This window comes from Paenibacillus sp. FSL H3-0469 (assembly GCF_038051945.1).
In the GTDB taxonomy this organism is placed as follows: Bacteria; Bacillota; Bacilli; order Paenibacillales; family Paenibacillaceae; genus Paenibacillus_AQ.
Window position 1 is genome coordinate 5,557,578 of sequence record NZ_CP150302.1, and the last position, 15,601, is coordinate 5,573,178.

Annotated in this window: 12 protein-coding genes; 6 read left to right on the forward strand and 6 right to left on the reverse strand. The window is 54.1% G+C overall.

Annotation, left to right across the window (positions count from 1 at the left end; genetic code table 11):
• Positions 1-48: 48 nt before the first annotated feature.
• Complete coding sequence (locus NSS83_RS24435) at positions 49-1,353, forward strand: extracellular solute-binding protein (protein ID WP_341346683.1); 1,305 nt, start codon at positions 49-51, stop codon at positions 1,351-1,353.
• A 151-nt stretch (positions 1,354-1,504) separates the two neighbouring features.
• Positions 1,505-3,601, forward strand: a complete 2,097-nt coding sequence (locus NSS83_RS24440) for a beta-galactosidase (RefSeq protein WP_341346684.1) — start codon at positions 1,505-1,507, stop codon at positions 3,599-3,601.
• On the opposite strand, the gene NSS83_RS24445 is transcribed toward NSS83_RS24440, so the two are convergent.
• Positions 3,591-3,821, reverse strand: coding sequence for a hypothetical protein (locus tag NSS83_RS24445; RefSeq protein ID WP_341346685.1), 231 nt, complete (start codon positions 3,819-3,821; stop codon positions 3,591-3,593). The genes NSS83_RS24440 and NSS83_RS24445 overlap by 11 nt on opposite strands.
• Before the next feature lie 148 nt (positions 3,822-3,969).
• Between NSS83_RS24445 and NSS83_RS24450 the strand changes: the two genes are divergently transcribed.
• A complete protein-coding gene (locus NSS83_RS24450; protein ID WP_341346686.1) occupies positions 3,970-4,893 on the forward strand; it encodes a LysR family transcriptional regulator in 924 nt (307 codons plus the stop codon).
• 846 nt (positions 4,894-5,739) lie between these two features.
• On the opposite strand, the gene NSS83_RS24455 is transcribed toward NSS83_RS24450, so the two are convergent.
• Entirely contained in the window at positions 5,740-6,576 is an 837-nt protein-coding gene (locus NSS83_RS24455; protein WP_341346687.1) for an AraC family transcriptional regulator, read from the reverse strand.
• A 119-nt stretch (positions 6,577-6,695) separates the two neighbouring features.
• On the opposite strand from NSS83_RS24455, the gene NSS83_RS24460 reads away from it, so the two are divergent.
• Positions 6,696-8,726, forward strand: coding sequence for a beta-galactosidase (locus NSS83_RS24460; protein WP_341346688.1), 2,031 nt, complete (start codon positions 6,696-6,698; stop codon positions 8,724-8,726).
• Between the two features lie 81 nt (positions 8,727-8,807).
• Here the strand turns inward: NSS83_RS24460 and NSS83_RS24465 are convergent, their stop codons facing one another.
• Genes NSS83_RS24465 through NSS83_RS24475 form a run of 3 tightly spaced genes read right to left on the reverse strand, consistent with a single transcriptional unit; the run spans position 8,808 to position 12,775 of the window.
• Positions 8,808-10,001 (reverse strand): Ger(x)C family spore germination protein, encoded by a 1,194-nt coding sequence (locus NSS83_RS24465; protein WP_341346689.1) that lies wholly within the window; start codon positions 9,999-10,001, stop codon positions 8,808-8,810.
• Complete coding sequence (locus tag NSS83_RS24470; protein ID WP_341346690.1) at positions 9,994-11,097, reverse strand: GerAB/ArcD/ProY family transporter; 1,104 nt, start codon at positions 11,095-11,097, stop codon at positions 9,994-9,996. Before NSS83_RS24470 ends, NSS83_RS24465 begins: the two co-directional genes overlap by 8 nt.
• Positions 11,098-11,125: 28 nt before the next feature.
• Entirely contained in the window at positions 11,126-12,775 is a 1,650-nt protein-coding gene (locus NSS83_RS24475; RefSeq protein WP_341348762.1) for a spore germination protein, read from the reverse strand.
• 239 nt (positions 12,776-13,014) lie between these two features.
• Here NSS83_RS24475 and NSS83_RS24480 point away from each other — a divergent pair, with 239 nt between their 5' ends.
• Together NSS83_RS24480 and NSS83_RS24485 are read left to right on the forward strand one after the other, a co-directional pair.
• Positions 13,015-13,572, forward strand: coding sequence for a DUF1273 domain-containing protein (locus tag NSS83_RS24480; protein ID WP_341346691.1), 558 nt, complete (start codon positions 13,015-13,017; stop codon positions 13,570-13,572).
• Positions 13,559-13,909 carry a YciI family protein gene (locus tag NSS83_RS24485; protein WP_341346692.1) on the forward strand — a complete coding sequence of 117 codons (351 nt, stop codon included), beginning with the start codon at positions 13,559-13,561 and terminating at the stop codon, positions 13,907-13,909. Before NSS83_RS24480 ends, NSS83_RS24485 begins: the two co-directional genes overlap by 14 nt.
• Before the next feature lie 38 nt (positions 13,910-13,947).
• On the opposite strand, the gene NSS83_RS24490 is transcribed toward NSS83_RS24485, so the two are convergent.
• On the reverse strand, positions 13,948-15,405 hold the full coding sequence (locus tag NSS83_RS24490; protein ID WP_341346693.1) for an amidase family protein: 1,458 nt from the start codon (positions 15,403-15,405) through the stop codon (positions 13,948-13,950).
• Positions 15,406-15,601 lie beyond the last annotated feature (196 nt).

Consider the following 15,601-nt stretch of genomic DNA (forward strand, 5'->3'; position numbering starts at 1 on the left):
CCCGTTCCACATAAGAAGCAGTTAAATTATTCAAGGGGGAAATATGAAATGAAGAAGAAACATTCTGCACTGATGATGTCATCCGTAATGCTAATGTCAGTAGTGCTCGCGGCTTGCGGCGGCAATGCCGATAAGCCTGCCTCAAATAATGCTTCTAATGGAAGCGCTGGCAACAGCGGCGCTGTGAAGACGGTTAAGATTTTCCAGTTCAAGACGGAGATCGTGGAAGGCCTGAATGAGCTGAAGGTGGAATTCGAGAAGGAGCATCCTAACATCAAGCTGGATATCCAGACGGTCGGCGGCGGCGCTGACTATGGTGCTGCGCTGAAGACCAAATTCGCTTCCGGCGATGCTCCTGATATTTTCTCCAATGGCGGTTATGCGGAAATGGCACTGTGGCAGGACAAACTCGAAGACCTGTCCGACCAGCCTTGGGTGAAGGATCTGATTCCACTTGCAGCAGAGCCTATGACCAAGGACGGCAAAACCTACGGGATGCCAATGAACCTCGAAGGAATCGGTTATGTGTACAACAAGGACCTGTTCGCCAAGGCCGGCATTACAGAGACGCCAAAAACCATTTCACAGCTTGAAGAAGCAGCTAAAAAGCTGCAGGCGATTGGTGTAACTCCATTCGGCAACGCCTATCAGGAATGGTGGCTGCTGGGGATTCAGGGGATTAGCGTAGCTTTTGCACAGCAGGATAATGTGGATGAATTCATCAAGGGCCTGAACGACGGAACTGCATCCATTGTAGGGAATGAGAAGTTCAAGGATTGGAGCAACCTGCTGAACCTGACGGTAAAATACGGCCAGAAGAATCCGCTGACCACCGATGCTAACACTCACCTGGCACTGTTCGCCAAGGGTGAAACGGCTATGATGCAGGAAGGCAACTGGGCACAGACGCTGGTAGATAACATTACGCCGGACATGAACATCGGGATGTTCCCGATGCCCATCAACGACGATGCTGCGATGAACGATAAGCTGTCGGTGGGCGTTCCTGCGAACCTGGTAGTCAACAAGGAATCCGGCTCCAAGGAAGAAGCCAAGACGTTCCTGAACTGGCTGGTGACTTCGGATATGGGGAAAGAGTATATCGTGAAGAAATGGAAGTTCATTCCTGCGCTGTCCACCATTCCGGCAACCCCTGAGGATATCGGTCTGCTGGGTGCGGATGTCTGGAATTATGTAAAAGAAGACAAGGTCTACGGACTGCAGGCGTCCAAATTCCCTGATGGTGTTACACAGGAATTCGCCAGCTCCATTCAAGAATTGATTGCCGGCAAGGTGGATGAAGCCGGCTGGGAGAAGGGCATGCAGGCTGCCTGGGATAAGCTGAAGAAATAATCTGAAATCCCTGGACTGGTGGAGTAACAGCAAGCTTATAAAAAGAGTCCCCAGAGGGAACAGCTTGGATAAAGTGGATTGGCCGGGACGCTCATGCCCATCTCAGTGAATGAGGTGAGGCGGGGCGTCCTTTCGGGTTTCGGGCTAACAGGTGCTTGAGGTATACTCGAAACAGAGTCTTGTACATTACGATAAGAGGGAGCTGGGCACAATTCGGGAGCGGAATCATTACAGCAACGTGCAAATCGGTGTCGACTATTATCCTGAGCATTGGGACGAGTCCATGTGGGAGAAGGATATCAAGTTAATGAAGGAAACCGGGGTCAAGGTTGTCCGGGTAGCGGAATTTGCCTGGAGCCGGCTGGAACCGGCGGAGGGGATCTTTGATTTCGCCTGGTTGGACCGTGCGCTGGAGCTGTTCCATACTTACGGTATCCGGATTGTGATCGGGACGCCGACAGCGACCGTGCCGCGCTGGCTGACGGGTGCTTACCCCGATGTGCTGCCTGTATTCGGAGATGGAAGCGTATTCTATCCCGGTGTGCGCGGTCACCGCTGCTATAACAGCAATTCGCTGCGGAAATATGGCCGCCGGATTATTGAGGCGCTTGCCCGCCGTTACAGCAGCCACCCTGCGGTTATCGGCTGGCAGACGGATAATGAATTCAGTATGCTGGATTGTCATTGCGACAGCTGCAACCTGGCGTTCCGGGACTGGGTTCAGCAGAAGTACGGGACGCTGGAGCGGCTTAATTCGGAGTGGGGAACCGTGGTCTGGAGCGGAAGCTACAGCAGCTGGAGTGAACTGACGGTTCCTTATGGCGCCTCACCTTATCAGAACCCTTCACTGCTGCTGGACTTCCAGCGGTTCCAATGGGATTCAGTGATTGCCTTCCAGAAGTCGCAGATCGATGTGCTGCGGGCTATGTGCCCACATCACTTCATCACCCATAACTTTCACAGTTATCCGCAGCGGCTGGACATGCACGGGCTGGCTGAGGAGCTGGATGTGGCGGCCTTCGATTATTATCCGAATCCTTCGCCTAAGAAACAGGCCACTGCACCATACAGCGGGGCCTTATCCCTGGATCTGACCCGCGGAATTAAACGCCGGGGCTTCTGGATCATGGAGCAGCTTAGCGGTCCTCCCGGCTGCTGGTTCCCGATGTGGCGTACTCCGTATCCCGGACTGATCCGTGCATACGCCTGGCAGGCGATTGCCAGAGGTGCGGATACCGTGGTGCATTTCCGCTGGAGGAGCGCAGCTGCCGGAGCAGAGCAGTTCTGGCACGGCCTCATCGACCACAGCAATGTGCCCGGGCGGAGATTTGCCGAATTCGGGCAGCTGTGCAGTGAGGTGAATGCTCTGGCTCCGCTGCTGGAAGGGACCGGGGTCATCAGCCAGACAGCTATCCTGTATTCGCATGAGCAGCTGGCTGCGCTGCGGATTCAGCCCCAGGCGGAGGGGCTGGACTATTATGATAACATCAAGCAATATCACCGGGCGTTAACCAAGCGGGGCATCAGTTGTGATGTGGTGGACTGGCGCCAGCCGCTGGAGGGCTACAAGCTGGTTATAGTCCCTAGCCTGTACCTGCATGACGAAGAGGCGGCTCAGGCGCTGGAAGCCTTTGCGGAAGGCGGCGGTACAGTCATTCTGATGAGCCGCAGCGGTGTGAAGAACATGAATAATATCTGTGTAATGCAGCCTCTTCCCGGGCTGTTCTCGCGTGCGGCCGGCATAACGGTGGAGGAATATGATCCGGTTGGAGACGAGGTTCATACGCTCCGTGATGCTGAAGGGAATCTGTATGCATGCAGTCATTGGTGTGACATTCTTCGTCTGGAGGGAGCGGAGCCGATCGCTTGGTATGAAGATGATTACTATGCCGGAGTTCCTGCGGCTACAGTGAACCGCTTCGGGGCGGGCAAGGTATATTATATCGGAACCGATCCCGGGGAGGATTATTGGCTGAAGCTTTTGGGTGACATCGCTCTGGATGCAGATATTGAGCAGTTCGTGGAATTACCGGAGGGCGTTCAGGCCTTCAAGCGCACAGGAGAGAACCGGGAGCTGCTGTTCCTGCTGAACCTCAGCCGGACGGCTCAGAGCATCCGGCTGGAGAAGCACTACCGCAGCGCGCTAACCGGCAATCTGGAGACTGGAAGCGTCATGCTTCCGCCGTTTGCTGTTCAGATCCTGCAAGCTGTAAGCAGTGGCCGGCCGGAAGCTGGAGTCAGGCAGTAGGGTGACGTCTCTTCTCCGGCAGACGGGAGGCCAGGGAGTCCACAGGAGCTTTCAGCTGTGGCTTCCGTCTTTCGGCCTGCTGCTTTTGTGCCGCCATAAGCTCCTCTTGGCGGAACCGGCTTAAGAGGTCATGGACAGTTCTGATTTCACTTGTACCGATCGCTATTTCTAGGCCATCCGGGTTACCGGGCAGCCGGAACTTCCACTTTTTGTTGTCCACTGCGCTCACTCCTAGAAATTTGTCAGTTGGGGTCTCGCGTCCCTGTTATATTTCCATCATAAACGGTGGACCGGATCATGTATAATGAAGGGAAATGATGGAGGCCATCACTGCGGCTGATGGGTGATCCGGGGGGGAGCGATACGGGGTGGATACGGGTCTTCTCAAAGTGTTTCTGGCGGTTGCCGAAGAAGGAAGTATCTCTAAGGCAGCCCAAAGCCTAAACTATGTGCAGTCTAATGTAACCGCAAGAATCCAGCAGCTGGAGCAGGAGCTGAAGACTCCGCTGTTCTACCGGCATAGCCGGGGAATCACCTTGACCTCGGCCGGCCGTACGTTCATGGAGTATACGGTCAAGATCCTTAATCTGCTGGATGAGGCCAAGCTGGCGGTGCTGGATTCGCCGGTGCCGACGGGCTTGATTACCATCGGCTCGGATACGACGGCGGCAGTGCGGCTGCCTGCTATCCTGTCCACTTACCGGAGATGCTACCCGGAGGTGGAGGTGCATCTGCAGGTCGGACGGGCGGGGGAGCTGATCGAGTCGGTTCTGCAGCATCAAGTCCAGGGGGCCTTTATGGACGGGCCGGTGGAGCACCCGGAGCTTGTCCAGGAACTGCTCATCCACGAACGGATCGGGCTGGTAATTCCCGATACGATGGATTATCAGGGCATCCTCTCTGTTCATGACAAGACCCTGTTGATGCTGAATTCAGAATGTCTGTACCGGAACAAGCTGGAGAGCTGGCTGGCGGAAGAGGACGGACGGCTGGGTAAGGTGATGGAATTCGGGACGATGGAGGGATTACTCGGCTGTGTCAGGGCGGGGATCGGCTACGCGGTGCTGCCGTTATCCTATTTCACACGGATGAATGTCACGGAGGGCATCCGGATCTATCCGTTCCCCGAGCAGTATGCAGAGGTGCCGGCGGTATTCATCCGGCGGCGCGACCTCTATATGACGAGCGCGTTCCGGGAGTTCATAGAAGAGCTGAAGGCAGGGCTGCCGGAAGCGGTGACTTGTACAGATATGCTGCAAGGCAGTGGAGAGGCTATGGAGGAACAGGCATAGTGAAGGCATAAGCGTAGGATAAGATCATATATTTATGCCGCAAAAGACGGATACCCCACTTAGGTGGAGGGTATCCGTCTTTGTATGTTGCGGGGTTAGTGCAGTATCAGATTTAAACGTGTGAGAATTACTTTAACCCATCGCGCTTGCTGAAGGCTTACTGCGCCCTGGTTATAGTGCAAGGGGTAGGCTTAATTGCAATCTGTACAACTAAATCTCCGGATGTGCTGCCGAATCTTTGTTTAGCTGTATTCGGTACAACTAAAATGCCTCTATAATTGGATTTGGGCCCATTGTGGCAGATTTAGTTGTATAGACTACATTTATCTCTGAGCGTTCGCTACGAACCGAATCCATTTCTTCCTCCATGGGGTTTTTTACTTGCTAAAGGTGGCTTCCTTCCAGAATAGGAGTTCATCCGTCCGTTACACCGAGTCCTTCAGCAGAGTGAATATGAGACCATTACCGGACCTTAACGAGCCAGCGTCTCATTCGCACAGTAGTCATTCGGATGCTGTAGGCGCTGGAACGATAGTAACTGCATTTTGTACAATGGAATGCTGTAAAAAAGGCTTTAAAATAGAATCTAGTGTATTCCGTACAATGGAATGTTGAAAACAGGCCATTTTTTACCCAAAACACAACATTCTACTGTATGAAATACAATAGAATCTCATTTTACGGTCAGTAATCCATTTTCTATTGCAGGAAATACAATCACCTACTTGAAGGTAAGAGCAGAAATCGGTAACGGGTGCAGGATCAGCCCAATATCTAGCTCGATGTTCATGCTCAGCCTTTAACACCCTTGAGGTTCATTCTTACAGTTTCAAAGTTGATGCTCTACTAGTGCAGCTTCCTGAACTGCTCCGGCGTCACCGCCGATTGCTTGCGGAAGGTGGCTACGAAATGGCTGACATCGCGGAAGCCGACCAGCTGCGAGATGGCCTTGACGGTAAGTTCGGGCTTCGCGACCAGCAGTTCCTTGCTCTTGCGGATGCGCAGCCGGACAAAATAAGCATAGGGCGACAGCCCGAAGGTCTGCAGGAACAGGCTGTTCAGATATCTGCCGGACACCTCAAGCCGGGAAGCAAGATCACTGAGGCCTACCTCGGGATCGCCATAATGGCTGTCCATCCATTTCAGCAGCGGCTGAAGCTTGTCTACATTGCGGGAGATCGCCGTGTTGTTATGCAGCTGCCCGTATTTGTTCAGGGTCAGCAGGAACTTGTAGGCATCGCTGGACTCTCCCAGACTGAACATGTCATTGGAAGCGTCATGGCGGTCCAGCATCTCCTTCAGCATCCAGCGCAGCGGCGCCCCGCTCTCCCAGCGGTAGAACAGGCTGGTGTTCATCCCGAGCGAATCCAGAATATGCCGGGCTGAGGTCCCGCCGAAGGTGAGATAATAGGTGCGCCAAGTCTCTGAGGAGAGCGCTTCATAGCGGTGCGGAGTACCGGGCATCAGCAGGATGCCGCTGCCCTCGGTGAGGGTGAGCTTCTTGTTGTCGAAGTGGATCATCCCGCTGCCATGCGCTGTCTGCAGCCAGTGATAGGTGTGATAGCCTTGCGGCCGGGAGACTTGCTCCTGATCAGGGTTATAACCCATACTGTCGAGGGTGATGGGGAGCAACTGGCCGCTCTCCTGGGCGAATACGATTCTGCGGACGGCATCCAGTGACATTCCGGTTCATCTCCTGTTGTTCCATATTATTATATTAAGATTCATTAATATTATATTTATAGCGATAGCCGTAGAGATTAAAATAAGAATATACTTATACTATAAAGGATGTGCGTAGCGTGATCAACGAGAAGTTACCTAAGATCTGGTACGGTGGAGATTATAACCCGGAGCAATGGGAGGCCCCGGTCTGGGCGGAGGACGAGCGGATGTTCAAGCTCGCGGGCATAGACGTGGCAACCATCAATGTGTTCTCCTGGGCGCTGATTCAGCCGTCTGAAGATACGTACGATTTCACGGGTCTGGATGAGTTAATCGACCGCTTATATAAGAACGGCACATATGTATGTCTGGCAACAGGTACAGGAGCACATCCGGCCTGGATGGCTCACCGCTATCCTGAAGTGACACGGGTTGATGTCCAGGGCCGCAAGCGCAAATTCGGCGGGCGGCATAACTCTAATCCGAACAGCGCAGTCTACCGCAAATATGCAGCACTGCTGGCCGGTAAGCTGGCTGAGCGCTATAAGGATCATCCGGGCCTGGTGGCCTGGCATATCTCCAATGAATATGGCGGCTACGATTACTCCGAGCAGTCTGAGGCTGCTTTTCGCGTCTGGCTGAAGGACCGTTACGGAACGCTTGATGCGCTCAACAAAGCCTGGAATACCCGGTTCTGGGGCCATACCTTCTATGAGTGGGAGGAAATCGTTGTTCCGAATGAACTCAGTGAAGAGTGGGGCGGCAACCGGACCAACTTCCAGGGGATTTCTCTGGACTACCGCAGATTCATGTCGGATAGCCTGCTGGAATGCTACATCCTCGAATATGAAGCCATCAAGGCGCACAGCAAGGATATTCCGGTTACGACCAACCTGATGGGCTTCTACCCGGAGCTGGATTATTTCAAGTGGGCCAAGTACCTGGATGTCATCTCCTGGGACAACTATCCGTCCCTGGACACCCCGGTCAGCTATACGGCGATGACGCATGATCTGATGCGCGGCCTGAAGAACGGCCAGCCGTTCATGCTGATGGAGCAGACGCCAAGCCAGCAGAACTGGCAGCCGTACAATTCGCTGAAGCGTCCCGGCGTCATGCGCCTCTGGAGCTATCAGGCGGTAGCGCGCGGTGCCGACACCGTGCTGTTCTTCCAGCTGCGGCGGTCCATCGGCGCTTGCGAGAAGTACCACGGAGCGGTCATTGAGCATGTAGGGCATGAGCATACCCGTGTATTCCGCGAATGCGCTGAGCTGGGCCGGGAGCTGGAGAGCCTGGGCAGTGAGCTGCTGGATGCACGCAGTGCGGCGCAGATCGGGATTATCTACGACTGGGAGAACCGCTGGGCGCTTGATCTCTCCAGCGGCCCGTCCGTTGCATTGAAATATGTGGACGAGGTCCATAAGTATTATGACGCGCTATATCAGCAGAACATCGAAGCGGATATGATCGGGGTAGAAGAGGATCTGTCGAAATACAAGATTGTCATTGCACCGGTACTGTATATGGTGAAGCCGGGCTTCGCCGAGAAGGTCGAAGCCTTCGTTCAGGCAGGCGGCACCTTCATTACGACGTATTTCAGCGGGATCGTTAATGAGAATGATCTGGTTACGGTTGGCGGGTATCCGGGAGAGCTGCGCAAGGTGCTGGGGATCTGGTCCGAGGAGATCGACGCCCTGCTGCCGGGCATGAGCAATGAAATCGTGATGAATAAGGAATGGGGAACACTTAACCGTTCATATGGCTGCGATCTGCTCTGTGACCTGATTCATCCCGAAGGCGCAGAGGTGCTTGCTCAGTATGGCGCGGATTTCTATAAAGGCATGCCTGCCCTAACGGTGAACAGCTTCGGTGCAGGCAAGGCCTATTATGTGGCTACAAGCCCGGATGCGGCCTTCCTTAGCGGCTTCCTCGCTAACCTGTGCGCGGATAACGGCATTGCGCCGCTGGTCAGCGCACCGGAGGGCATCGAATCCGTCCAGCGTGTGAAGGACGGCGTATCCTATCTGTTCCTGCTGAACCATTCAGCAGAGGAGCTTCGGGCGGATATCGGTGCCGGCGAGCGGACCGATCTGCTTACCGGGGAGACGTTCAGCGGCTCCACTCCGGTTCCCGGCCGCGGCGTGCTGATTCTCTCAGATAAACAGTAAGTCAAGACAAGAAAGAAGCTGTCCCGAAGGCCGCTCATCAGACACGGCTGGCTGGGACAGCTTTTTTATACAGATTCAGTTCTATTGAGTGAAGGAGCCGAAGTCCGTAATCTTCAAATCAACGGTGACATGAATAGGGGTCCGGCTGAACTCCTCATCCCAGTGATCCTCCAGCTTCTTCCATAAGGCGGGCTCCTGAATACTGAGTCTGGTGGAGAATCCGGCCGCATCTGCTTTGTAATCGGACTGCAGCTTGTGAAACAGGCTCTCCATCATCTGCTCCAGCCGCTTCTTGAACAGCTTCTCTGCTTTTTGGGGAAGATGGGTGGCAGCAGGATATTCCTCTACGTTCCAGGTTTCGCTTAGCCTTCCTTCCGTTGTAAGCTTGACATCGAAGGACAGCTCGCCGCCGTCTACTTTGGCAGTGACTTTACTCTTCATGGACTTGAGTTCATAGGTGATCGGCTCATTGCTCCAGTCGTAGGTCTTGATGACCCCGCTTTGCCCCCCGTTGGTCAGCCAGGTCAGACATTCGGTATCCTCCTGATTCAGCGCCCCCACCCAGTGCCCGGTATCTCCCTTGATGACTCCGGCTCCCGAGAATTCTACCTCGCCATTCGCCGTTACCAGGTTCTGCAGCGCATAACTGCGTTTGGAGTACATATTGGCATCCATTTTCGATAAAATAACGGGGTCCAGCACCTTGCTGGTTCTCTTCTGATTGCGCAGCATATCTCTGATGTGAAAGGCAGGAATTTCATTTTTTTGCTTCGAGACCATGGTATCTGCTGCCCGGCCTTGGCTTAAGAACACCATTGTGCTGGGGCGGATGTCATTATCCCGAAGCACGAAATCCATTAACTGATTTATCCTTTGCTGCTTCAGCAGCTCACTGGAGATTACGATAACCTTGAGGTGATGGCCGATGATCGGCCGTTCACGCAGAATCGAATATTGACGGAAAATCTCCAGCACAGAATCTCCGGTTCCGGTTACATTCATATAGGGTGGACTACTGCTGCTGCCGCCGCCCTGTTTATCTACTCCGCCCACGGAGTTAGCCGGAACCATCTGCACAGTGGCGGTAATCTTATTCTTTTTGTAATAAGTAGCGCCTTTGTCCTCCAGCTCCTGTTCTGTGGGTGAGAACTCTCCGATATCCAGAGCCAGCCCTGCGTATAGGGCCAGATCCTCAATCTCTTTACTGCTCCAGCAGGAGGTCAGTGTGGTAAGAATCAGCAGACTGCACAGCACCACCAGAATCCGTCTATACATGCTGCTTCAGCCCCTTCACCCGGATAAGCCAGACAATAGAGAGCAGGACAGGCACCAGCAGGAACAGCCCCAACCCCATCTTGCCTATGGTATCTCCGAGTGCGAACAGATCGCCTAAGGATTTGGGCAGCATGGCCGAAATGAACAGCAGCGGAACCAGGGCATAGATAACCGGGTGAACCTTAAGCTTGAAGATCTGTGAGAGACCCAGCGAGGACTGGAAAAAGAAGCTGCTGAAGTTGCAGAACATCTGCATCAGCCAAATGACCATGAACGGGAATTCCAGACGCTCGAAGAAAAAACCCGGCACCTCAAAGCTGCGCAGTAGATCGATAGTAGGCCAGGTGCTGGAGATGGCGGAATCAATAGAGATGCCTCCGATCACTATTATGATAGTCAGAAAATAGATGGACAGCAGGATGGCCAGGCCTCCAACCATGGCTTTGACAGCCTTTTTGGGGTCATCCATGAATGCCACAAGCGTCATGGCCACTTCACAGCCGGTGAATACAAGCACGGTGGATTTGAGCCCTGCGAATACGGGGGACCATCCGTCGCCGAGTACAGGACGCAGATTATCGATATCGAACATCCGCAGGCTGAGCACGAAGGAGATGAGCAGAATCATAATGCTGATCGGAAAAACAATGGTGTAGACACGGGCAATAGAATTGATGCCTCCGTACACGAGGTAGGTGCTCAGCCAGAGAAAAGGAAGGATCACAGCCCAGATCGGAGTCCCCTCCAGCAGAAAAAACAAGGTAACCTCGGCCAGTGTACGGATCTCAAAGCCGGCGATAGTGATGAAATACAGGATTAACAGCATGGACAGAAGGCCGCCGATGAACCGGCCGGTCAGCAGCCTTGAGTACTGAAAGACGGTTTTTCCCGGAAATTGCTGGCTGATCTTCACCATAAGAAGTACAGCCAGCATCACAATAGCTCCGCCGAGCAGGGTGGAGATCCAGCCGTCCGGGGTTCCGACACTCTTGCTCACGCTGCGCGGCAGTGTGAGCACACCTGCGCCCAGCAAGGTATTGTTCAGGAAAATGGCTGTTTGTGTAGCGGTAATTTTATCATCGGTACGTATGAACATACTGCATTCCTCCTTATTCCAGGCGCGGTTATGATCTTCGTTTACTCTGCTTAGTCTTCATCATTTTCGGTCTGCGCTTCATCAGGGCCATCGGAGCGCGCAGGAACAGATCCTTCCAGTCACTGAGCCGGAACGGGGAGAGCGGGGTCAGATAAGGCACTCCGAAGCTCTTGAGCTTGGTCAGGTGGCAGCAGATCAGCAGGAAGAACAGAATGGTCCCGTACATTCCCAGCACCGAGGCGAATAGCATGCCGGCGAAGCGCAGCATCCGCAGGGTGATTCCGGCGCTGTACATCGGAATGGAGAAGGAGGAGATGGCGGTTACGGCGACCGTAATGACCAGGAACGGACTGACGATCCCGGCCTGGACCGCTGCATCACCGATGATCAGACCGCCGACGATACCCATCGCCGGACCGATCGGCTTCGGCAGCCGGATGCCCGCTTCCCTAAGAATCTCGATGGCGACCTCCAGAATCAGCACCTCTATCAGAGAGGGGAAGGGAACACCCTGCCGGGTCTTGATAATCGTAATCGCCAGTTCCGTAGGAATCAGCCCCGGATGAAATGAGATGAACGAGATGTACAGGGCCGGAGCCATCAGGGCAAAGAAGGAGGCGCCAAAACGCAGCAGCCGCAGAAGTGTTCCCGGCAGCCAGCGATCATAATAGTCTTCCGGCGACTGCAGCAGCATGCTGAAGGTTACCGGTGCGATTAGTACAAAGGGTGTGCCATCCAGCAGAATGGCGACCCGCCCTTCCAGCAGGGCACTGATCACTCTGTCCGGCCGTTCTGTATTCTGCAGCTGCTGGAACGGACTGAGATAATTATCTTCAATGAGCTGCTCGATATAACCCGATTCGGCCAGAAAATCCATATCGAGCTTGCCGATCCGGTTCTTGACCTCGTCCAGCAGATCAGCGTTCACGATATCCTTCATGTAGGCCACAACGATCTCCCTCTCAATAGCGGTCCCTGCCCGGAAGGATACCATCTCAAGCTGATCGCTAAGGCCCTGGCGGCGCAAAATAGAGGTATTCTCGCTGAGCGCTTCCGTGAAGCCCAGTCTGGGCCCGCGGAGCAGCGCTTCGGAGACCGGCTCGTCCGCCTGGCGGCTGGGAGCACCGGGCATCTCGATCAGAAGCCCGCAGCGCAGCCCTTCGATCAGGAGGGCGGCATGGCCGAAGAGGACTGACCTATTGAAGTCCCTGATATGCACTTCCTCTCTAAGCTCGCTGAAGGGAAGACGATGCCCGGCCATTTCAACAGAAGACTGTGGACCGGCAGGCATCTCATACATCAGGTATTGCATGGCTTCCATACTGAGCAGCCGGTCACTCTGCATCCCGTCGACATGGATGACGACTCCTTGTGCACCTGTGTTCGCATTTGTGAATGCTCTGAAATGGACATCGCTGTTGTTGCCGATGCCGGATTTAACCGCCTGCAGGTCAGCCTGGAGATTACCGGTAAACCGGGCGGAGGATTCCTCTGAAGCCAAAGGCGGCTGCTGCTGCGGAAGGGTTCTTGCGCCGTGCCCAATCTGGCCGCGTCCGCTGCCTACCAGCTTGTAGAGCGATTTATAGAGATAGGCCAGGAGCAGCGGAACAAGCATAGCCACACCCGCCTGGGCGAAGATTGCCCAGCCGGGTATATAGGAAAGAATCATACCGAACAGTGTAATCATCCCCAGCTTTCGAATTTGGGTATAACGGAGTACATGTTTTCATCTTCATGCAGTTTTCCAAACTTTATCTAAATTTACTCGCAATTACCGAAAATAATTTGGCAGGGCGGGTCGGGCTTATATGCTCCCCGGGTCCGGAAGCCCTGCCAGGCGAAATAAGATATAATGCATAGAGTACAAATTGTTCCTATACATTTCGGAAGGAAGCAGTCAGGAGAGAGGCGGGGCACATGAAGACTTTACTGGTCACAGGCTACCGGGCCCATGAGCTCGGCATTTATGACAGCAAGCATCAGGGCATTCCCTATATCAAAAAAGCACTCGCGAACCGGATCATTCCGCTGGTGGAGGAGGGACTGGAATGGGTCATCACGCCCGGGCAATATGGCGTTGATCTGTGGGCTTGCGAAGTAGTACTGGAGCTGAAGAAGCAATATCCAGGACTGAAGCTGGGTATTATTACGGCGCATGCGTCACCGGAAGAGAAGTGGAAGGAAGAGAAGCAGAATGAATACCGCCGCATTGTAGCCGGTGCTGACTACTATGGAGCCGTTAGCAATGCTCCCTATGACGGGAGCTGGCAGTTCAAGGCCAGAGATGATCTGCTGCTGCGCAAAAGCGACGGGATTCTGTTGTTCTACGACGAGGATGCAGCGGAGAGCAGTGCGAAGTTCACTAAAGAGCGGGTCGTGAAGCTGCATGCCGAAGGCGATTATGAGCTGCATCTGATGCATGCAGAGGAGATTCAGAGCATTGCCGATGAAGAGAACCGGCATGACTATGATTGAAGGAGAGATGTTCATGAATGAGGAGACGGCTTATCCCGAGGATATCTGTTACGTCATTCTGCTGAGTCCTACAGAGCAGGACCGAAGGGATAAGGAGATTATCCGGGCGCATGTCAAGCATCTGCAGGAACTGGAGCGAAGCGGCCAACTGGTATTATGCGGACCGTTCAGTGACAGCCCTGGAGGGATGGTGATTATCCGCGCAGCTTCCCGCGAGGCAGCGGCAGCTATTGCAGAGCGGGACCCGTATGTCACTTCAGGTATCCGCAGCTACGAGCTGCGCACCTGGGGCCTGTCCCATGAAGGCAACAGGCATATGGGCATAGCCGCAGATTAGTCATTCTATTAAGAATGATAGAGTACATAGAAGCGGAATCAGATGAAGCTGCGGAGTGAAGGCGGCTTGCGCACCTTATAGTTCTGCTCATAAGCATAGGCCAGTCTGATAAGCACCGGTTCTTCATAAGCCCGGGCGGAGAAGGTTACGCCGAAGGGGGCACCGGCTGAGGTATAGCCTGACGGCACCACGATGGACGGATATCCGGCTCTTGAGGTAATCCGTGCGCCGAAGTCAGCCGGGAACAGCAGGGCATCGAGCTGATGCTCGCGCATAGTGGCATCGATGCCCTGCTCCTTGCAGAGCCTGAGATCGGTCATGCGGTCACGCAGATATTGCGGCTCGGTGAAGGTGCCTGAGGTCGTAAGTTCGGCATCGAGCAGGGTAGCTTGCCCGAACTTCAGTGTCTCTACCGGATGGGCATGATTGAAATCTATAATATCCTTCAGGGTACGCATTGGTGCACCCGGACCCAGGCGGGCGAGGTATGCGTTCAGCGAGGTTTTGAATTCATTCAGCACCACGGACGAATAGCTGATCTCCCGTGCTGTTGTAATCTCGGCCGGATCAATGATGGTTGCTCCGAGCTCCCGCATTCGCTCCACAGAGGCATTGAACAGCGCCAGCTGCTCCTCCGTCAGCTCCTCGAAGTAATAATCGCGCGGAATTCCGATTCTTGCTCCCCGCAGACCGTCTGCGTCCAGGAAAACCGTATAATCTTTATGAACCTTACCTCTGTTCGTACCCATCGCCGCATCGCCGTCATCCTGACCGAGCAGGGCATTCAGCAGAAGGACGGCATCCCGGACCGTTCGTGCCATAGGCCCGGCGGTATCCTGCGTGCTGGAGAGCGGAAGAATACCGGAGCGGCTGATCAGCCCCACCGTGGGCTTAATACCGATAATGGAGCCGAGATTGCCGGGATTGAGGATGGAGCCGGAGGTTTCCGTTCCAACCGAGACTGTGCAGAAATTACAGGCCACCGCTACCGCAGACCCGGCGCTGGAGCCGCCTGTCGGTGTGGAGATGTTGTAGGGATTCAGCACCTGCCCGCCCCGGGAGCTGTAGCCGGAGGGCATGCCATTCGTCATGAAATTGGCGAATTCCGTCATGTTGGCTTTGCCCATAATGATAGCCCCGGCCTCGCGCAGTCTGCTGACGATGAAGGCATCCTCTCCGGCAAAAGAGTCCGCCAACGCGAGCGAGCCTGCGCTGGTATGCATGTTATCCCCGGTATTAATGTTATCCTTCAATAGCACCGGTATGCCGTGCAGCGGTCCGCGCGGCCCCTGGTGCAGGCGTTCGGCATCCAGGGATTCAGCGATGAACAGCGCATCCGGATTAATTTCCAGCACGGAATTGACGGTCAGGCCGCTTTTGTCATGATCGGCAATGCGCTCCAGATACATCAGGACTAATTGCCTGGATGTGAGCTCACCGGAATCCAGAGCAGCCCCAATCTCCGCTATAGTAGCTTCTACGATTTCAAAACTCATGCGCGTCCACGCTTCTTTCCCTTTTGGTTTTAGTAGTATTCTCCATATATAAGCATAGTTTTGGCTGTCTTCATAGTGTTGTTTTGCGGGCAGGACGACCATGACTTTCGATGTAACTTTTAAACAGCTGATTAAAAGGGGGGCTCCTGTGGTTAAATACATCACAAGATTTAACAATACTACTTGCTGAAATCAT

Excerpts from the sequence above, each read along its gene's own strand:
- NSS83_RS24435 (WP_341346683.1), top strand. The coding sequence starts at position 49 with ATGAAGAAGAAACATTCTGCACTGATGATGTCATCCGTAATGCTAATG.
- NSS83_RS24455 (WP_341346687.1), bottom strand. The coding sequence starts at position 6,576 with ATGTCACTGGATGCCGTCCGCAGAATCGTATTCGCCCAGGAGAGCGGC.
- NSS83_RS24465 (WP_341346689.1), bottom strand. The coding sequence starts at position 10,001 with ATGTATAGACGGATTCTGGTGGTGCTGTGCAGTCTGCTGATTCTTACC.
- NSS83_RS24470 (WP_341346690.1), bottom strand. The coding sequence starts at position 11,097 with ATGTTCATACGTACCGATGATAAAATTACCGCTACACAAACAGCCATT.
- NSS83_RS24480 (WP_341346691.1), top strand. The coding sequence starts at position 13,015 with ATGAAGACTTTACTGGTCACAGGCTACCGGGCCCATGAGCTCGGCATT.
- NSS83_RS24485 (WP_341346692.1), top strand. The coding sequence starts at position 13,559 with ATGACTATGATTGAAGGAGAGATGTTCATGAATGAGGAGACGGCTTAT.
- NSS83_RS24490 (WP_341346693.1), bottom strand. The coding sequence starts at position 15,405 with ATGAGTTTTGAAATCGTAGAAGCTACTATAGCGGAGATTGGGGCTGCT.